This is a genomic window from Nitratireductor sp. B36 (assembly GCF_020833685.1).
In the GTDB taxonomy this organism is placed as follows: Bacteria; Pseudomonadota; Alphaproteobacteria; order Rhizobiales; family Rhizobiaceae; genus Nitratireductor.
Genome location: NZ_JACKZY010000001.1, coordinates 168,380 through 186,941, shown reverse-complemented (window position 1 = coordinate 186,941; position 18,562 = coordinate 168,380). Strand labels below are relative to the sequence as shown.

At 58.8% G+C, this 18,562-nt stretch carries 21 protein-coding genes; 16 read left to right on the top strand and 5 right to left on the bottom strand.

All coding sequences use genetic code 11. From position 1 onward, the window contains the following. The first annotated feature begins 10 nt into the window (after positions 1–10). The 3 genes from H7H48_RS00950 (at position 11) to H7H48_RS00940 (ending at position 1,941) form a co-directional block, all read left to right on the top strand. The gene (locus H7H48_RS00950; protein ID WP_229446965.1) at positions 11–445 is read left to right on the top strand and encodes a DUF1489 family protein; all 435 of its coding nucleotides are present in this window, start codon (positions 11–13) and stop codon (positions 443–445) included. Between the two features lie 66 nt (positions 446–511). Continuing rightward, entirely contained in the window at positions 512–1,249 is a 738-nt protein-coding gene (locus H7H48_RS00945; RefSeq protein ID WP_229448043.1) for a VWA domain-containing protein, read from the top strand. Then, entirely contained in the window at positions 1,246–1,941 is a 696-nt protein-coding gene (locus H7H48_RS00940; protein WP_229446964.1) for a DnaJ domain-containing protein, read from the top strand. The genes H7H48_RS00945 and H7H48_RS00940 overlap by 4 nt, the downstream gene beginning before the upstream one ends. Positions 1,942–1,988: 47 nt before the next feature. Here H7H48_RS00940 and H7H48_RS00935 read toward each other — a convergent pair whose 3' ends face one another. After that, positions 1,989–3,350, bottom strand: a complete 1,362-nt coding sequence (locus H7H48_RS00935; RefSeq protein WP_229446963.1) for a D-alanyl-D-alanine carboxypeptidase family protein — start codon at positions 3,348–3,350, stop codon at positions 1,989–1,991. A gap of 352 nt (positions 3,351–3,702) precedes the next feature. Here H7H48_RS00935 and clpS point away from each other — a divergent pair, with 352 nt between their 5' ends. The 4 genes from clpS (at position 3,703) to H7H48_RS00915 (ending at position 7,706) form a co-directional block, all read left to right on the top strand. Next, a complete protein-coding gene (gene clpS / locus H7H48_RS00930) occupies positions 3,703–4,032 on the top strand; it encodes an ATP-dependent Clp protease adapter ClpS (RefSeq protein WP_229448042.1) in 330 nt (109 codons plus the stop codon). A gap of 8 nt (positions 4,033–4,040) precedes the next feature. Then, on the top strand, positions 4,041–6,500 hold the full coding sequence (gene clpA / locus H7H48_RS00925) for an ATP-dependent Clp protease ATP-binding subunit ClpA (RefSeq protein ID WP_229446962.1): 2,460 nt from the start codon (positions 4,041–4,043) through the stop codon (positions 6,498–6,500). Between the two features lie 109 nt (positions 6,501–6,609). After that, entirely contained in the window at positions 6,610–7,359 is a 750-nt protein-coding gene (locus tag H7H48_RS00920; RefSeq protein ID WP_229448041.1) for an AzlC family ABC transporter permease, read from the top strand. Then, positions 7,356–7,706 (top strand): AzlD domain-containing protein, encoded by a 351-nt coding sequence (locus H7H48_RS00915; protein WP_229446961.1) that lies wholly within the window; start codon positions 7,356–7,358, stop codon positions 7,704–7,706. Before H7H48_RS00920 ends, H7H48_RS00915 begins: the two co-directional genes overlap by 4 nt. 25 nt (positions 7,707–7,731) lie before the next feature. Here the strand turns inward: H7H48_RS00915 and H7H48_RS00910 are convergent, their stop codons facing one another. After that, on the bottom strand, positions 7,732–8,157 hold the full coding sequence (locus tag H7H48_RS00910; RefSeq protein WP_229446960.1) for an HIT family protein: 426 nt from the start codon (positions 8,155–8,157) through the stop codon (positions 7,732–7,734). A gap of 107 nt (positions 8,158–8,264) precedes the next feature. Here H7H48_RS00910 and H7H48_RS00905 point away from each other — a divergent pair, with 107 nt between their 5' ends. Beyond that, positions 8,265–8,594: a multidrug efflux SMR transporter gene (locus tag H7H48_RS00905; protein WP_229446959.1), complete on the top strand. Its 330-nt coding sequence runs from the start codon at positions 8,265–8,267 to the stop codon at positions 8,592–8,594. 6 nt (positions 8,595–8,600) lie between these two features. Here H7H48_RS00905 and H7H48_RS00900 read toward each other — a convergent pair whose 3' ends face one another. The 3 genes from H7H48_RS00900 to H7H48_RS00890 form a co-directional block, all read right to left on the bottom strand. After that, positions 8,601–9,773: a GNAT family N-acetyltransferase gene (locus H7H48_RS00900; RefSeq protein WP_229446958.1), complete on the bottom strand. Its 1,173-nt coding sequence runs from the start codon at positions 9,771–9,773 to the stop codon at positions 8,601–8,603. An 85-nt stretch (positions 9,774–9,858) separates the two neighbouring features. Further along, a complete protein-coding gene (locus H7H48_RS00895) occupies positions 9,859–10,569 on the bottom strand; it encodes a glycerophosphodiester phosphodiesterase (protein ID WP_229446957.1) in 711 nt (236 codons plus the stop codon). After that, positions 10,569–11,036 (bottom strand): RidA family protein, encoded by a 468-nt coding sequence (locus H7H48_RS00890; protein ID WP_229446956.1) that lies wholly within the window; start codon positions 11,034–11,036, stop codon positions 10,569–10,571. Before H7H48_RS00890 ends, H7H48_RS00895 begins: the two co-directional genes overlap by 1 nt. 228 nt (positions 11,037–11,264) lie before the next feature. On the opposite strand from H7H48_RS00890, the gene H7H48_RS00885 reads away from it, so the two are divergent. The 8 genes from H7H48_RS00885 to rseP all read left to right on the top strand — a co-directional run bounded on the left by H7H48_RS00885 (position 11,265) and on the right by rseP (position 18,440). Then, positions 11,265–12,098 (top strand): cell envelope integrity EipB family protein, encoded by an 834-nt coding sequence (locus tag H7H48_RS00885; protein ID WP_229446955.1) that lies wholly within the window; start codon positions 11,265–11,267, stop codon positions 12,096–12,098. A 162-nt stretch (positions 12,099–12,260) separates the two neighbouring features. Beyond that, complete coding sequence (gene rpsB, locus H7H48_RS00880) at positions 12,261–13,055, top strand: 30S ribosomal protein S2 (RefSeq protein WP_229446954.1); 795 nt, start codon at positions 12,261–12,263, stop codon at positions 13,053–13,055. Positions 13,056–13,158: 103 nt separating this feature from the next. After that, positions 13,159–14,082: a translation elongation factor Ts gene (tsf, locus tag H7H48_RS00875; RefSeq protein ID WP_229446953.1), complete on the top strand. Its 924-nt coding sequence runs from the start codon at positions 13,159–13,161 to the stop codon at positions 14,080–14,082. A gap of 91 nt (positions 14,083–14,173) precedes the next feature. After that, positions 14,174–14,920, top strand: coding sequence for a UMP kinase (gene pyrH, locus H7H48_RS00870; RefSeq protein WP_229446952.1), 747 nt, complete (start codon positions 14,174–14,176; stop codon positions 14,918–14,920). A gap of 12 nt (positions 14,921–14,932) precedes the next feature. Continuing rightward, positions 14,933–15,493 (top strand): ribosome recycling factor, encoded by a 561-nt coding sequence (frr, locus tag H7H48_RS00865; protein WP_229446951.1) that lies wholly within the window; start codon positions 14,933–14,935, stop codon positions 15,491–15,493. A gap of 39 nt (positions 15,494–15,532) precedes the next feature. Continuing rightward, the gene (locus tag H7H48_RS00860; protein WP_255663315.1) at positions 15,533–16,249 is read left to right on the top strand and encodes an isoprenyl transferase; all 717 of its coding nucleotides are present in this window, start codon (positions 15,533–15,535) and stop codon (positions 16,247–16,249) included. A 20-nt stretch (positions 16,250–16,269) separates the two neighbouring features. Continuing rightward, entirely contained in the window at positions 16,270–17,109 is an 840-nt protein-coding gene (locus H7H48_RS00855; protein WP_229446950.1) for a phosphatidate cytidylyltransferase, read from the top strand. Positions 17,110–17,300: 191 nt separating this feature from the next. Next, positions 17,301–18,440 carry an RIP metalloprotease RseP gene (gene rseP, locus H7H48_RS00850; RefSeq protein WP_229446949.1) on the top strand — a complete coding sequence of 380 codons (1,140 nt, stop codon included), beginning with the start codon at positions 17,301–17,303 and terminating at the stop codon, positions 18,438–18,440. Positions 18,441–18,562 lie beyond the last annotated feature (122 nt).

Sequence of the window (18,562 nt, the reverse complement as noted above, 5' to 3'; positions counted from 1 at the left end):
CATTTGAAGGATGGCACTCAACCTCATAAAATTGTGCGTCGGTTGCGAAAGCGTCGAGCAATTGCAGGACTGGATCGCGCTGCGTCTTCGAGAAAAGCAGGCGCGGGGGGAGCCGGCTGAACAGTTTCACACCACGCGCATGGTGCCGAAACGTGTGGCTGAGCTTACCGAGGGCGGGTCTCTCTATTGGGTAATCAAGGGCACGGTGCAGTGTCGGCAAAGACTTTTGGACATTCGGCCGTTCCGTGATGCAGAAGGTGTGTCGCGCTGTCATCTGGTGCTGGAGCCCAAACTGGTGCGCACTCAGTTTCAGCCACGCCGCGCGTTCCAGGGATGGCGATATCTCGAGCCAAAGGATGCGCCACAGGATCTCGGCAGCGCCGGGGACGATGCAGAAATGCCTTTGGAACTGCGTCGCGAATTGACAGAACTCGGCTTGCTGTAGCGTCTCATCTGGCGCAGGCTGGCGATGAGCCTTGCAACCAGTTTGTGGACGCCCATCTTTCTTCTTATGAGCGAAAAGAAAACGCCCGCGCCGCGTCGCGCAGACACAAAACCCACCGACACCCGTTCATCATCGGGCGCCATCGATGCCTTTGTGCGGCAGGCGCGTGCCCTCGCGCCCGCGCGCGGCGCCGGCAACGGCCGGCTCATTCTTGCGCTGGACGCTACGATGAGCCGGCAACCCACCTGGGATCTTGCCTGCAAACTTCAGGCCGAGATGTTTGATGCCGTGGGCAAAGCGGGCTCGCTCAATGTACAACTCGTTTATTTCCGGGGTTTTGGCGAAAGCCGCGCCTCGCGCTTCGTGCGCGATACAGAGGCGTTGAAGACGCTCATGACAAAGATTGACTGCCGTGGCGGCCACACGCAGATCGGCAAGGTTCTGGCGCACGCTCTCAAGGAAACCGCACGCGAGAAGGTAAACGCGCTCGTCTATATCGGCGACGCCATGGAAGAGAGCGTCGACGATCTATCGGACAAGGCCGGGCGTCTTGGCCTGAGCGGCGTGCCGGTATTCGTCTTTCAGGAGGGGCATGATCCGATTGCTGAACGGGCTTTTCGCGAAATCGCCCGTCTGTCGAAGGGCGCATGGTTTCGCTTCGATGCGCGATCCGCGGCCGAGCTCGGTAGGCTCCTTTCGGCTGTGGCCGTTTATGCCACGGGCGGTCTCAAGGCACTGAGCGATCGCAACAGGCCCGAGGATCGCAGAATGCTGGAACATCTCCGCGGCGGCACAGACCAATGAGCTTCCCGTTCTTTTTCTTTGCACTACTGCTGCTTTTAACTCTGGGTAGTTTCGCTTTCTTGAATGCAAACCCGAAGCGGGTGGCCAACACGTTGCGGATCGCCGGCCCGACATTGCTGGCGCTTGCCGGTGTGGTGATGCTGTTTGCCGGCAGGGCAGGGATCGGCGGCATGTTGCTCTCAGCCGCGGTCGCCTGGTTTGGTTCTGCACGTTTGAAGATGGGGCAGGTCAAAAAGCCGGGACAAAAGTCAATCGTGCGCTCGGCAGCACTCGAGATGGAACTGGATCACGATAGCGGAGCGTTGTCCGGCTCGGTGCTTGCCGGCCGGCACGAAGGGCGCCGGCTCGCAGATATGACACTGGAAGAGCTGCTTTCGCTCTATGCGGAGCTTGAAAGCGATGAAGAGAGCTTACGGCTTCTGGAAACCTATCTTGACAGCGAATTCCCCGCCTGGCGCGATGGCGCGCAATCGAATGGCGACCGGGGGGAGGGAGTTGCGCCGGGCACGGGCCCCATGACCGAGGAGGAGGCCTATGAGGTCCTTGGTCTTGAACGAGGTGCGACCGTTGCGCAGATCAGAGAGGCTCACCGCCGCCTGATGCAGCGCCTGCATCCCGACATGGGAGGTACCTCGTCTCTTGCTGCCCGTGTCAACCAGGCCCGCGACGTTTTGCTGTCCGCTCATGAGTGAGTTCCCGGTACGCGCTACACTATCCTGACTCATCAAAAACTCCGGTCTTACTGCTGCACGGCGTAGCAGGAGATGCTCTTCTTCTTCAGTGACGCGCAGGCGCCCCATGCGTCGGACTTGCTTGCGAACCCGACAAAACGAGCGCGGTGGTAAGTCACGCCACCTTTCTCGAATGTCTCGGTAATCGGCACTGCGCTCGCAAGCACGGCGCCAGCCTTCTTCTCTGTTTCTGCAAGGTACATCAGCGCCTCATCCTCGCTGGGCATGGAGGCAACCTGAATGACCCAGCCGCCGATAGATCCCGCACCCTGCGCTTCTGGAGCGGTTGAAGCCGTCGGCATGGGGTCGACTGCAGCGACCGGGGCACTTGGGCGCGGCACGGATGCATTGACGACTGCTGCGGCCTTGACCGGCTGCTCAGGCGCATAGGCCGTCAGCGTTTCCACTTCGGGACGTTCGGTCGGCAAGGGAACCTGTTTGCCTGGAATCATGGCAGCAAGCGCGGTGCGCGCACCGCCCGGAGCCTTGGCGATCAGCATGCGATCCCGTCCGGTCGACCCCTGATTCAGGTAGCGTTCGATAAGATCCGCCATGTGGGCATCGCGGCTGCGTGACGTGCGTCCGCCCATGACCACAGCGACAATGCTGCGACCATTGGCCTGCACGGAGCTTGCGAGGTTAAAGCCGGATGCACGCGTGTATCCGGTCTTGATGCCATCGACACCCTTCACCCGGCCCAGCAGGCGGTTGTGGTTGCCATAGCGACGCTTTTTGTAAGTGAAGGACTTGGTCTGGAAATAGCTGTAATACTGCGGATAGTGCTCCCGCAGGGCGATGCTGAGCTTGGCCATGTCGCGCGCAGTCGTCTTCTGCTGGCTGTTCGGCAGACCATGCGCATTCTTGAACGTGGTCCGCGACATGCCGAGCTGGCGCGCCTTAGCGGTCATCATGGAAGCGAACTTGGCTTCCGATCCGCCAAGAAACTCAGCCACTGCGGTCGCGGCATCATTGGCGGAACGGGTTACCAGCGCCCGGATAGCCTGGTCCACGGTCAGGCTGTCACCGGGACGCAATGCAATGTTTGTCGGAGGTTCGGCGGCAGCGTTCCGCGAAACGGGAATGCGTGTATCTTTGCTGATACGGCCCGTCGAAAGCGCCTCGAAGATCATATAGGCCGTCATCATCTTGGTGAGCGAGGCGGGATACCGCGGAGCATCGGCATTTGATTCATAGAGAACCTTGCCGGTCTTCGCATCCATGACGATGCCTGCATATTTGGCGTTAGCAGAAGCCTGTTCTGCCGCGCCCAACATGACGATACCGGAAATGAAAAGTGCAGTGAGAATCTTGCCTGATAGCCGCACAAGATTCGCTCTACCCAACAACGCCTGACGCACGATTACACCCATTTGCATCTGGTTTCAGGCTGCGAGGCATCCCCACTCGCAGGCCCATTTCCCATCACCCTATCGGCGGCGGCGTTACCAATCCGTTTATGGTGAGCTATTCGTTGACGGAATTTCTTAACATTGACTCGAAATTGAAGGATTGACCGGTCCGGATGCCGGCTGGAATGAATGTCTGAACCATCCAGGGTGATGATGGCGTAGTTTTGAACGCAAAACCCCGTCACCCATATTGTCAGGAACGGATAAGGGCTTAAAATTGTCGCAAGGGTACCTACATGTCCCACGTAAGGGCTCGGCATAGGGAATGGAATTTTTGAATATCGGTGAAGCCATGCAGCACGACGTCTGGCGAATGCAGGATGGCGAGAAAGATGGTGACAGTTCCGATCGTGGAACTGCGGTCATCACGCGTACGAAAACCAAGACGAAGAAACCGAGTCTCTATCGTGTATTGTTGCTGAATGACGATTACACCCCGATGGAGTTCGTCATTCATGTGCTTGAGCGCTTCTTCAAGAAGGATCGCGAAGCCGCGACCAGAATTATGCTGCACGTACACAATCACGGTGTGGGTGAATGTGGCGTGTTCACGTTTGAAGTGGCTGAGACCAAGGTAACGCAGGTGATGGACTTCTCCCGCCAACACCAGCACCCGCTTCAATGCGTGATGGAAAAGAAATGAGGTATTGAATGCCGGCTTTTTCCCAAGGCTTGGAGCGGGCACTGCATCAGGCGCTTACTTTCGCCAATGAGCGCCACCATGAGTATGCAACGCTCGAGCATCTGCTTCTTGCGCTGATCGACGATTCGGACGCTGCAGCCGTAATGCGCGCCTGCAATGTCGATCTCGAGGCGCTCAAGGAGACGGTGATCAAATATATTGACGGCGAGCTCGACAATCTCGTCACCGGTTATGACGAGGATTCCAAGCCGACTGCCGGTTTCCAGCGCGTTATCCAGCGGGCCGTCATCCATGTGCAATCGTCGGGACGCGAGGAAGTCTCGGGCGCCAATGTGCTCGTAGCGATCTTTGCCGAACGGGAGAGCCATGCGGCCTATTTTCTGCAGGAACAGCAGATGACGCGTTACGACGCGGTCAACTATATCAGTCACGGCATTGCCAAACGGCCCGGTGGGTCGGAGGCAAGAACGCCGCGTGGTGCGGATGACGAAGACACCGGAGCACCAGGGGCAGAGGCCGAGGACGGCAACAAGAAGAAGCAGGCGCAGGATGCGCTTACGGCCTATTGCGTCAATCTCAACGAGAAGGCGCGGGCAGGGCGCATCGATCCGCTGATCGGGCGCGCACCGGAGATCAATCGCACGATCCAGGTTCTTTGCCGCCGCTCCAAGAATAACCCGCTTTACGTGGGTGATCCCGGCGTTGGTAAGACGGCGATTGCCGAAGGGCTTGCAAAGCGCATTGTCGAAGGCGATGTGCCGGATGTGCTGTCAGACGCGACGATTTTCGCGCTCGATATGGGCTCGCTCTTGGCGGGCACCCGGTATCGCGGTGATTTCGAGGAACGTCTCAAGCAGGTCGTGAAGGAGCTGGAGGACTTCCCCGGTGCTGTTCTCTTCATTGATGAGATCCACACCGTGATCGGTGCCGGTGCCACCTCTGGCGGCGCAATGGATGCATCCAATCTTCTGAAGCCTGCCTTATCGTCTGGTACGATCCGTTGTATCGGCTCGACCACCTACAAGGAATTCAGGCAGTTTTTCGAGAAGGACCGCGCTCTGGTGCGGCGCTTTCAGAAGATCGATGTCAGTGAGCCCACGGTCGAGGATGCCATCGAAATCATGAAGGGCTTGAAGCCCTATTTCGAAGAGTTCCACAAGGTCCGTTACACCAACGAAGCCGTGAAGGCCGCGGTCGAACTGTCCGCGCGCTACATCAACGATCGCAAACTGCCAGACAAGGCGATCGATGTGTTGGACGAGACGGGCGCCTCGCAGAAGCTCCTTCCGGAAGCGAAACGCCGCAAGACGATCAACGTTAAGGAGATCGAGGCCACCATCGCCACGATGGCCCGCATTCCTCCGAAAACCGTTTCGGCTGATGACGAGAAGATTCTCGCGACGCTTGAGGACGAGCTCAAGCGTGTCGTTTACGGGCAGGACGCAGCCATCACCGCGCTTTCTTCCGCGATCAAGCTGGCGCGTGCCGGCCTGAGAGAGCCCGAAAAGCCGATTGGCTCTTATCTGTTCTCGGGCCCCACAGGCGTGGGCAAAACCGAGGTCGCCAAACAGCTTGCTGCATCGCTGGGCGTCGAGCTTTTGCGTTTCGATATGTCCGAATATATGGAACGCCACACTGTCTCACGCCTGATCGGTGCTCCGCCCGGTTACGTCGGTTTCGATCAGGGCGGCCTGCTGACCGATGGTGTCGATCAGCATCCGCATTGTGTGCTTCTCCTTGATGAGATCGAGAAGGCGCACCCGGATCTGTTCAACATCCTCCTGCAGGTGATGGATCACGGCAAGCTCACGGATCACAATGGCAAGAGCATCGATTTCCGCAATGTGATCCTGATCATGACGACCAATGCGGGTGCGGCCGATCTCGCCAAGCCGGCCATCGGTTTCGGGTCATCGAAGCGTGAAGGCGACGATATGGAGGCGATCAACCGTCTCTTTACGCCGGAGTTCCGCAACCGCCTCGACGCCGTCATTCCGTTTGGCGCTCTGCCGGTTCCGGTCATTCATCAGGTCGTGCAGAAATTCGTCATGCAGCTTGAGGCGCAGCTCGCCGAGCGCCGCGTTACCTTCGATCTGTCGGACGAGGCGGTCGCCTGGCTGGCGGATAAGGGATATGACGAACGGATGGGCGCGCGCCCCCTTGGCCGCGTGATCCAGGAGCACATCAAGAAGCCCTTGGCAGAGGAAGTGCTTTTTGGCCGTCTCAAGAAGGGCGGTACGGTTCGGGTTACGGTCGAGAAGGATGATTCAGGTGAAAGCGGCCTGAAACTCGATGCGGTGCCTGACGACGCTCCGATCAAACCTCGCGACGAGGTTCCAGCCAGAAAGAAGGCGAAACCCGCTGTCAAGAAAACCCGCAAACCCAAAGCGGCAGCGAAACCCAAGGCACAAAAGCCGAAGGAACCACCCAAGCGCAGCCTGGTGCCGCAATTGCCGCGCAAGGGCTGAGAAACGAGCGTTTGCCTGAAGTGGACCAATTTGGAAGGCGTGGGTGTCCCAAGCACCCACGCCTTCGTCGTATCGCCCGCAGGACCTGGCTGTGCTAGTTCCTGCATCGATGAATGAAAACACGACAGTCGAATCGGATAGCAAAGAAAGCCACATCAGCTGGTATCTGCGGGGCGTGCGCCGCTGTTTTTCTGTTCCCGGCTTGGTTCTGGTCAGCGCCTTTGTGGGTTTTGCGGGCCTTGCACGCGAGGCAGGGCTTACCTTGCCGCAGACTGTTTTCATGACTGGTGTGGTTTGGGCATTGCCGGCGCAGGTGGTGCTGATCGGCGCGATGATAGCCGGCAACAGTCTCATCGCTGCAGCCTTCGCCGTCGCGCTTTCCTCGGTTCGTCTGGCACCGATGGTGGTTGCCCTGACCCCGGAAATGCGCGGACCACGTACCCGCAAATGGGTATTGTACGCGCTCTCACACTTCGTGGCGATTACCTCATGGGTCCTCGCCATGGAAAGTTTCAGAACTGTGCCGCGGGATCTCAGGACCGCCTATTACACCGGTATCGGAACCACGCTGGTTCTGGTGAATATGGGTGTGGTGGCAACCGTATTCCTTCTTGCTGAACGCTTGCCGCTGCAGGTGTCGGCGGCTCTCTTCTTTTTGACGCCCATCTACTTTCTGACCTCGCTCTGGGGTTCGGCACGCGAGCGGGCAGGGCATGTGGCGATGGTGCTGGGCCTGTTGAGCGGACCGGTGTTTCATTTGATATTGCCTGGCTTCGATCTGCTGGCTGCGGGCGGCATTGCCGGCGGTGCCGCCTATATCTGGCACAGAATCCGTCTGAAGAAGGGCGCAGATACGTGAATTTCGATACGTTTGATGCCTGGTGGTGGCCCTATCTGTTCATTCTTCTTGCCGGTTGGCTTGCAACCGATACGTGGCGCTATCTCGGCGTCTATCTCGGGGGCAAGATGTCAGATGAATCCGACATTCTCGTCTTCGTGCGTTGCATCGCCACGGCGCTTGTGGCTGCCGTGATCGCCAACCTCATTGTCTTTCCTTCCGGAGCGCTCGCTGATTCTCCCCTTGCGCTGCGAGTGGGGGCGGCCATAGCCGGATTTGCCGCCTACCTCCTGTCACGCAAGCAGATTCTCGCCGGCATTGCCGTCGCCGAAGCCGTTCTACTTTCCGGGCTTTACCTGATCGGCTGATGACTGCCACTCCCGAGGGGCGCCTCTAGAGCTGAGCGCGGATTTTCTCCGCCTGCTCTGCAAGAACGGCATTGTCCGCCATTTCGCCGGTATGCGGACGCAGCGGAACCCCTTCAAAGCGCGGAATTATATGAACGTGAAGATGGAACACGACCTGACCTCCCGCCTGTTCATTGAACTGCTGGATGGTCACGCCATCCGCGTTAAAGGCGGCTTTGGTTGCGCGCGCGAGCTTCTGGACCGTGCGCATCACGGCGGCGAGACTGTCTTCCTCGACATCGAGAATATTGCGTGCTGGTTTTTTCGGGATCACCAGACAATGGCCATCTCCGCGCGGCATGATGTCCATGAGCGCGAAGGTTTGATCGTCTTCATAGAGCTTGTGAGAGGGAAGTTCGCCACGCAGAATTTTGGCGAAAACATTGTTCTTGTCATAGGGAGCACTGGTCATGGGAACCTCTGGTCTCGGGCAATTGCGGCGGCATTTTTCTGCGCTAATCTCCGGGCCGTCAACTCCGGGCACCGGCCGATTCGCCGGGTTTTCCAAAAGGTGAGTGCGTGACCTATCTTTATCTGATCATCGCCATTCTTTTCGAGGTCGTTGCAACAACCGCACTCAAGCAGACAGAAGGGTTCACACGGCTCACCCCTTCGCTGGTGACGCTCATCGGCTATGCGGTTGCGTTCTTTTTCCTCTCGTTGACGCTGCGCACCATGTCGGTGGGTATCGTGTACGCTCTTTGGTCCGGTGCCGGGATCGTGTTCATCACCGCCATCGGCTGGCTATGGTTCCAACAGACTCTCGACACTCCGGCTGTTCTTGGGGTGGGGCTGATCATAGCTGGGGTTCTGGTGATCAATCTTTTCTCAAAATCGGTCATGCACTGACCGGCATCAGCCTTTGCGAAATGGCGTATGCGCTTGCAGAACGCGGTGGATTTCCGCCACGTCCTGCCGCTCCATCTCAAGATATTGAGCCACCGCCCGACGCAGGCCGGGATGGGGAATGAAATGAGCCGACCGCGTGGTGATCGGCTCGTAGCCGCGCGCCAGCTTGTGCTCGCCCTGTGCACCGGCTTCCACCCGCCTCAGTCCACGCGCAATGGCAAACTCGATTGCCTGATGATAGCAAACCTCGAAATGCAGGAAGGGGTGGTGTTCGATGCAACCCCAGTTTCGGCCAAATAATGTATCCGAGCCGATGAAGTTGATGGCGCCGGCAATAAAGCGCCCATCCCTCCGCGCCATGACAAGGAGGATGTCGTCTGCCATCCGTTCGCCGATCAGCGAAAAGAAGCGGCGGTTGAGGTAGGGGCGGCCCCACTTGCGGTTTCCTGTGTCCGTGTAGAACTCAAAAAAATCATCCCATACGGCCTCTGTAAGATCACGGCCGGTCAGCCAATCGATCTCGACCCCGTTTTCAAGCGCAGTGCGACGCTCCTTTTTGAGGGCCTTGCGCTTGCGTGAAGCAAGCGTATCGAGAAAATCGTCATAGCTGTGATAGTCGCGGTTGAAAAAGTGAAACTGCTGGTCCGTCCGCAGCAGGAACCCGGCGCGTTCCAGCGCCGCAATGTCGTCGCTGGTTGAAAAGGTCACATGGGCCGATGAAATACCGAGCCTTTCCGTCAGTGTCTTGATGCCCTCGGCGAGTGCCTCGCGAACAGTCTCTTGAGGCGCGCCTTTGCGAACCAGAAGGCGAGGTCCGGCAGCAGGCGTGAACGGGATGGAAACCTGCAGTTTTGGGTAATATCGGCCACCGGCACGTTCAAAAGCGTCCGCCCAGCCGTGGTCGAAGACATATTCTCCCTGGCTGTGCGATTTGAGGTAACACGGCACCGCACCAAGCAGGGCGCCGTCGCTGCTCCGCAAAAGCAGGTGCTGCCCCAGCCATCCGCTTTCGCGCACCGCACAACCGCTGTCCTCCAGACTTGTCAGAAAGGCGTGGGACACGAAAGGGTTGTAGGGTGTCTCCCCTGTTTCCCGGCAAGCTCCGGCAAGGGCCACCCAATCGGCTTGCGGCACATCGGCGAGCGACGGAGAGACCGTCAGCGTCACTTCATCCGACATGAGCGCATCCGTTTGTTGCTTTCGTCATAGGTCTAACTAAGTGTGCACAGGGGGACGCTTCAAGAGGTGCGCCACATCGGGTGAGTCAAGGGGTGAACCCCTCGAAGGTCATCTGATCGGCGTAGGCAAAGGTGCGCTTGATGGCTTCCGGATCGCGCACGGTCCAGGTGATGACAGGCATGGAAAGGCGCTCGCGCACAAATCGCACAAACGGGTTCGGCAATTCGTCCACCGCGTAGGACACGAACGAAATGTCATTCGCCAACATGGAAAAATGCGCCTCCATCGCCGTTGGAGAAGGGCCTTCTGCCGTCAGTCCGCGTGGTAGGTGGGGAGCAAGATGTGCGAGTTGGCGCACGAGACGGTGATCGAACGACATCAGCGCCACCGCGCCGGAATAGTCTCGAAGCGCTTCAGTCACATTGGCGACAAGCGCATCGTCATGTCCTTCGGCGCCCTTCAGCTCGATCACCAGCGGAACACGGCCCGCCACGAGCGTGAGCATCTCGCGCAGCGTCGGCACATGATCGGCGGTATCACCAACCTTCAATGCGCCCATTTCACGGGCCGATTTCCCCGCAATTGTTCCATCCTGCCCCGTCAGGCGACGCAATGCATGGTCATGGAAAACCATTGGGACACCGTCAGATGACAGATGCACGTCGCACTCGATGGAATAACCGGCATCAGCGGCGGCGCTGAATGCCGACAGCGTGTTCTCCCAACGTGCATGGTTCATGTCATGCAGACCGCGATGCGCGATCGGGCGCGCTGTCAGCCAGTCGAGCGCGGGCATTATTCGGCGACCTCGATAATGGCGTCTATTTCCACCGGTGCGTTCATCGGCAACGATGCCATGCCGACAGCCGCCCGCGCATGCCGCCCGCGATCTCCAAGAGCGGCCACGAGGAAATCCGAAGCGCCGTTGGCAACGAGGTGCTGATCGGTGAAATCCGGAGTAGAGGCGACATAGACGGAAATGCGAACGACGCGCTTGATCTTCTCCAGATCGCCGAGGGCTGCCCGTGCCTGGGCAAGCACATTGACCGTGCACCATTTGGCCGCAAGCTTGCCGGCCTCGGTGCCCAATTCGCGGCCAAGAAGCCCCATTGCCATCAGCTTGCCGTCTTTCATAGGAAGCTGCCCGGATGTCATCAGCAATGAGCCGGTCTGGACGAAAGGCACGTAGTTTGCGACAGGCGCTGCCGCTTCGGGCAGCTCGACGCCCAGTTCCAGCAATCTTTTCTCGATTTCACGTGCCATTTTGGTCTCCTGGAATTTCACTGTGTCTCAGCACGGCAACGCCGCCTTACAGACAAAACTAAACGTCAGTTGCGACACTTTCGCAATCGAATCCACCGGCAGGGGGGATGTGCCGCAGGGGGAGGTTGCATATTTGCCTCGCTTCCGCCACGACTCTCCTTCAAACGGAACCATCCAGACGGTCACGCTGTGCTCCGACCGTAAAATGCCGAATATCGGAGGTCGTTCATGCGCTCATTGCGCCTATTTGCCTTGGCTCTGCTCTCTGTACCGCTTACTGGGACGAGCTTCGCTCAGGCTGCCCCGAAATTGCTGCCACATCGGGCTGTTTACGACCTCTCCCTGGACCGGGCGAGCGACCGTTCCGGAATAAACGGTATTACCGGGCGCATGGTCTATGAGTTTGCTGGCTCGGTCTGTGAGGGCTACACGACCACCTTTCGTTTCGTCATGCGTCTCGAAACGGACGACGCATCGCGGCTTTCGGACCAGCAGACCACCACCTACGAGGATGGCGCGGGAAAGGTTTTCCAGTTCGTCAACAAAATGTATCTCGACAACATGCTGGATCGGGAGGTGAAGGGTGTCGCCCGGCTGGAAGATGGCGAGACGCTGGTTGAGCTTTCCAAACCTGACCGTCGCAGCGAGACGCTCGAGCCGACGCAATTTCCGGTGCAGCACATGAAAGAAGTGCTGGCAAAGGCAGAAGCTGGCGGCGGCTTCTATCAAACCTCGCTTTATGACAGCTCCGAGGACGCGGACCGGGTGATGATGACCTCGGTGACGATCGGCAAGGCGAAGCCTATCGGTAAGAGCGATGCGGAACGGTCCGCCGCCGCCCCACTTGAAAACCAATCCTATTGGCCTGTGAGCATCGCCTATTTTGATCCGAATGAGGAGCGTGGTGAGGCTCTGCCCGATTATGAGATCAGTTTTCTCCTTCATGAGAGCGGCGTGACGCGAAGCCTGGAGATGAACTATGACGAGTTCTCGATTCGCGGCCAGCTTGTCGATTTGACGATGTTCGAGGAGACGAAAGAAGGGGCGGACTGCACCAAATAGGCTCATTCTCCGCCCAAACGCTTGCATTCTGCGCCATAAGCTTCTATATGCGCGCGCATTCCACACACGGATCTTGGTTCTGCTCGGGAGACATCCGGCCAGCGCCTCCGGTGGCGGTTTCCGCCTGACGGTCCGTGGAGGTTCAACCGGAAAGGATAACGAATGGCACTGCCCGATATCAGCATGCGCCAGCTTCTGGAAGCTGGTGTTCACTTTGGTCACCAGACCCACCGCTGGAACCCGAAGATGTCCAACTACATCTTTGGCGCCCGCAACAATGTTCACATCATCGACTTGAGCCAGACCGTGCCGCTGATGCACCAGGCGCTGAAGGCCGTCTCGGACACCGTCGCCAAGGGCGGCCGCATCCTGTTCGTCGGCACCAAGCGTCAGGCTTCCGAGATCGTTGCCGATTCGGCGAAGCGTTCGGCACAGTATTATGTGAACGCCCGCTGGCTTGGCGGCATGCTGACCAACTGGAAGACCATCTCCAACTCGATCCAGCGTCTGCGCAAGCTCGATGAGCTGCTGGCGTCCGATGCTCAGGGCTTTACCAAGAAAGAGCGCCTGAACCTGGAGCGCGAGCGTGAGAAGCTCGACCGCGCCCTCGGCGGCATCCGCGACATGGGCTCCACGCCCGATCTGATGTTCGTGATCGACACCAACAAGGAAGCAATTGCCGTTCAGGAGGCCAAACGCCTCGGAATTCCGGTGGTGGCGATCGTCGATTCGAACTGCGATCCGGACGTTGTTGATTACCCGATCCCGGGCAATGACGATGCGGCGCGCGCTATCGCGCTTTACTGCGATCTCGTTGCCAAGGCGGCAATCGACGGCATTGAGCGTCAGCAGGGCGCCCTTGGCCTCGATATCGGTGAGGCTGTCGAGGCTCCGGCAGAGCCCACACTGGATGACGAAGCCGCAGCGCCGGCAGCAGAAGAAAACAAGGACGCCTAACCAGCGCCGTTCCGAAAATGTGGGGCTTGAGCCCCGCGGCGGCCGCGCGGCAGACCAAAGGCTACGCGGCCGTTTTTGTTAGAAGATTGATGAAGAGGCGACGATGAGCATTACAGCAGCAATGGTCAAGGAACTGCGCGAGAAGAGCGGCGCAGGCATGATGGACTGCAAGACAGCCCTGACCGAGAACAATGGCGACATGGAAGCAGCCATGGACTGGCTGCGCAAGAAGGGCATTGCCAAGGCCGACAAGAAGGCAGGCCGTACGGCTGCCGAAGGCCTGATCGGCGTTGCATCCGATGCAAACAGCGCTGTTGTCGTCGAGGTCAACTCCGAGACCGATTTCGTTGCCCGTAACGATGCTTTCCAGGCTCTGGTGAGCAACATCGCCACCGTGGCTTTGGGGACGGATGGATCGATCGAGGCGGTCTCCTCCGCGACCTATCCTGCAACGGGCAAATCCGTTGCCGACACGGTGAAGGACGCCATCGGCACGATCGGCGAGAACATGGCGCTGCGCCGTTCGGCAAAGCTGTCCGTCGAAAACGGTGCAGTTGCAAGCTACGTCCACAATGCCGTCACCGATGGCCTCGGCAAGCTCGGCGTCCTGGTGGCGATCGAGACCACAGGCAATGCCGACGCGGCACGCGCTTTTGGCCGTCAGGTCGCCATGCATGTGGCCGCGACCAATCCGCTGGCTCTGACCGAGGCCGATGTCGATCCGGCAGCCGTTGCCCGCGAGAAGGATATCTTCTCCGACCAGGCGCGCCAGTCCGGCAAGCCGGAGAACATCATTGAAAAGATGGTCGAAGGCCGTCTGCGCAAGTTCTTTGAGGAGGTCGTGCTCCTGAAGCAGGCTTTCGTGATGAACCCCGACCTGACAGTCGAAAAGGCTCTTGCCGAGGCTGAAAAGGAAATCGGTGCGCCGGCGAAGATCGTCAGCTTCGTCCGCTTCGCGCTTGGTGAAGGTATTGAGCGTGAAGAAACCGACTTCGCCGCTGAAGTGGCTGCTGCCGCAAAGTCCTGAGACCTGCGAATAGCTGTTTGAAGACGAAGGGCGCCGCGTGACAACGCGGCGCCCTTCGTGTAACGCAGGGTCAAATTTGGAGACTTTGAAGATGACCGAGAAACGCTACCGGCGCGTTGTTCTGAAAGCATCCGGCGAGGCCCTGATGGGTGAGCAGGGGTTCGGTATCGATGTTTCGGTGGTTGACCGCATCGCGCGCGACATTCTGGAAGCGCGAAGGTTAGGCGTCGAGGTCGGGGTCGTTATCGGCGGCGGCAACATCTTCCGCGGCGTTGCCGTGGCCTCCAAGGGCGGCGACCGGGTGACCGGCGATCACATGGGCATGCTCGCGACAGTCATCAATTCGCTGGCGCTGCGCACCTCCCTGGTAAAGATGGGGGTCGATGCAGTGGTCATGTCGGCAATCGCCATGCCCGAGCTGTGCGAGAGCTTTTCACAGCGTCAGGCCACAAGCTACATGAACGCGGGCAAGGTGGTGATTTTCGCCGGCGGTACAGGCAATCCGTTCTTCACAACAGATTCGGCGGCAGCACTCAGGGCAGCCGAGATCGGCGCGGACGCGCTCTTCAAAGGGACGCAAGTCGACGGGGTTTATTCTGCTGATCCGCGCAAGGACCCGAATGCGACGCGCTATGAGCGCCTGAGCCACGCGCAGGTGATCAGAGATGGGTTGGCGATCATGGATACTGCCGCGATTGCTCTTGCGCGCGAGAACCACATTCCGATAATCGTTTTCTCGATTCATGAAGAGGGCGGATTCAACGCCATCTTGAAAGGCGGCGGACATTGCACCATCGTGTCCGATGACGCCGAAGCAGAACAGCGTGCCGGTGCGTAAGGAGATTTAATGATGGCCGACGGCGTTGATTTTAAAGACCTCAAGCGGCGTATGGATGGGGCGACCACTGCCTTCCAGCACGATTTGGCTTCGCTGAGGACGGGTCGGGCTTCCGCCAATCTTCTCGATCCGATCCAGGTCGAGGCTTATGGCGCGGCGATGCCGATCAACCAGGTGGCAACGGTTTCCGTTCCGGAGCCGCGCATGATCTCGGTCGCGGTATGGGACCAGAGCATGGTCAATGCTGTAGACAAGGCGATCCGCGAATCGAACCTTGGTTTCAATCCGATCGTGGATGGATCGACACTGCGCATTCCCTTGCCGGAGCTCAATGAGGAACGCCGAAAGGAACTCGTGAAGATCGCGCATCAATACGCGGAGAACGCGAAGGTCGCCGCCCGGCATGTGCGCCGCGACGGGATGGAGCACCTCAAAAAGGCCGAAAAGGATGGCGAGATAAGCCAGGACGAGTTGCACGCGCAGTCCGATCAGGTGCAGAAGATGACGGACGAAACGATTTCGGCCATCGACAAGCTGCTCGCCGCCAAGGAAGCCGAGATCATGCAGGTTTAGCCACTGTGGGATCCGCAGGAGGCGAGGGGAGACTAGCAGTTGAAGCCGGCGCACATAGCCATAATCATGGACGGAAACGGTCGCTGGGCCGAAGCGCGGGGTCTCCCGCGCCGGGCCGGACACCGCGCCGGTGTGGAAGCGCTGCGCAACGCCGTGCGTTCGGCTGGCGAACTGGGCATCAACTGGCTCACTGTCTACGCCTTTTCCTCGGAAAACTGGTCGCGGCCCCCCTCTGAGGTCAACGACCTCATGGGGCTTCTGCGCCTGTTCATTCGTCGCGATCTTGCTGAGTTGCATCAAAATGGTGTTCGTGTGCGCATCATAGGCGACCGCGAAAACCTGGAAAAGGACATCAAGTCGCTCCTGTTGGAAGCCGAGAATCTGACTGCGGATAACACCAATATGAACCTGGTGATCGCGTTCAATTACGGCGCGCGCGACGAGATTTTGCGGGCTGCGAAAGCATTGATGCGCGACGTGCAGTCGGGCCGACTGGACACCAGCGCCGTCGATCTGGAAGCGTTTGGTGGTTATCTCGACACCGCCGGCATTCCCGACCCGGATCTGATCATCAGAACGAGCGGCGAGCAGCGTTTGTCGAATTTCCTGCTTTGGCAGGCCGCTTACGCGGAATTTGTCTTTCTGCCCTGTCATTGGCCCGATTTCGGTCGCGCCGATCTTGAAACCGCCATCGCCACCTTCAATGCCCGCGAGCGCCGCTTCGGCGGTGTCGGAGCCCGCGAAGCCGTCCTATGAACGAGCGTGGGGAGGAGGGGATGCCGGCACCCGGTCGCCCGCGTAGCAATCTGCAATTGCGCATCATTTCGGCGATTGTTCTTGGCCTCGCTGTTCTCCTGATTACGTATTTTGGCGGTTTGCCGTTTCGGCTGATGTCCGCGGTCATGGCGGGCGCCATTTTCTATGAATGGTGCGCCATGCGCTCGGAGCGAAGCCTGAATATGCACACCGGTCTCGGTGCTGCATTGCTGGCCGCGATCATGGTGTTGATGGTGTTTGGGCAGCCGGCAACGATCCTGTTTCTTGGCCTTGCGGCGGCGCTTCTCCTCCTGGCATTGCAGGGCTGGGCGTCCGGAACCGGTTTTGGATTGGTTGCAGGGCTCGCATATGCCACCGCGCCCACATTGGCGCTTGTACATCTTAGGGCTGATGACCGATCGGGTCTGTTTGCGATTCTCTTCCTGTTTGCAGTCGTCTGGACGACGGACATTATGGCCTATTTTACCGGCCGGACCTTGGGCGGAGCGAAGCTTGCCCCTTCCATTTCACCTGGAAAGACATGGAGCGGCGCACTCGGCGGAACGGTTTTCGCCGTGCTTGCAGGTGGCGCTTTCGCGCTTCATGAGAGCGCGGCTCATGGTGCCGTTCTGATTGCCTTGATCGCGCTCATACTGGCCATTGTCTCTCAGGTCGGCGATCTGTTCGAATCGGCGCTCAAGCGCAGAAATGGCGTGAAGGATTCCAGCAATCTCATCCCCGGCCATGGCGGGGTAATGGACCGGGTGGATGGGCTGATGGCGGCTGCCCTGGTGCTCTATCTGTTGGCGGCGCTTTTGGGCGGTGCAGAGTCGCCGGCTCACGCTCTTTTCAGGATCTGAAGACACCGGAACCATTTGCCATGGAACTGCCGCGATGGCATGGAGTGTGGTGAAGTCGGGATTCGGGAGGCTTTTTGGGGCGTGACCGCATTAACCGGCGACTTATTGGAACAATGCGACAGACCTTCTGAAAGTCTGGATGGTTTTCCGGATGAATGCGCTGAAGCAAATCGCGATCGAGTGAGACTGACGTGATCGACTATGTGACCTCCATTTTCAGCACGAATGGCCTGCTGGTCGGAACGATCATCCCGTTCCTGTTCGTTCTGACTGTGGTCGTGTTCGTTCATGAAATGGGGCACTATCTCGTCGGCCGCTGGTGCGGAATAGGCGTGAAGGCGTTCTCGATCGGTTTCGGCCCTGAGCTCTTTGGGGTCAACGACCGGCACGGCACTCGGTGGAAATTGTCGGCTATTCCACTTGGCGGATATGTGAAATTCACCGGCGACATGTCGGTGACCAGCACGCCGGACCCCGAATCAACCGAGCATCTTTCGCCAGACGAGTTGCGTGTGGCCTTCCACACCCAGCCCGTCTGGAAGCGTGCGGCGACGGTGTTCGCCGGTCCGTTCTTCAATTTTCTTCTGACCATAGCCGTGTTCGCGGTCATGTTTGCTGGCTTCGGTCGGTATGTCATGGAGCCGATGGTTGCCGAAGTGCGGCCGGATACGCCTGCCGCCATCGCCGGATTTCAGCCCGGTGACAGGTTTGTCTCCGTCGATGGCACCCAGGTGCGCACCTTCGGTGATGTCCAGCGTATCGTTTCAGGGCGCGCAGGCGATGAATTGTCGTTCATTGTTCGCAGGAACGAAGAGGAAGTGGTCCTGAAAGCCACGCCTGAGCTTCTGGAACAAAAGGACGCTCTGGGAAACACGGTGCGGATCGGCGTGATCGGTGTCGTCAACGATCAGGAGATGGGGCAGCCCAGGCTCATCGAGTTCGGGCCGCTGGAGGCGCTCGGCGAGGCGGTGCGCGAAACCGGCTATGTGATCTACCGCACCGGCCAGTTCCTGAAACGGTTCGTGGCTGGCCGGGAAGATCGTTGCCAGCTCGGCGGGCCGGTCAAGATCGCCGATATGGCCGGAAAGGCCGCACAACTCGGCTTCGAGTGGGTGGTGCAACTTGTTGCATTATTGTCAGTCGGGATAGGCGTTCTTAATCTTTTGCCCATTCCCCCCCTTGATGGCGGGCATCTGGTGTTCTACGCCATAGAAGCTGTGATGCGCCGTCCCGTGTCCGAGAGGGTCATGGACGCGGTTTACCGTGTTGGTCTGTTCGCCGTTCTCGCATTCATGGGGTTTGTTTTTTGGAACGACCTGTTTGGGTGCTAGGGAGGCTCGGGAAGGCAAAATGTGTAAAAATTGAGACGATATTTACCATGGCTTTGATTTTGGCGTGACGCGAATGCCACTAAGCGGTGGTTCGTAAACGCAAATTAACCAGAAGGCTTGCG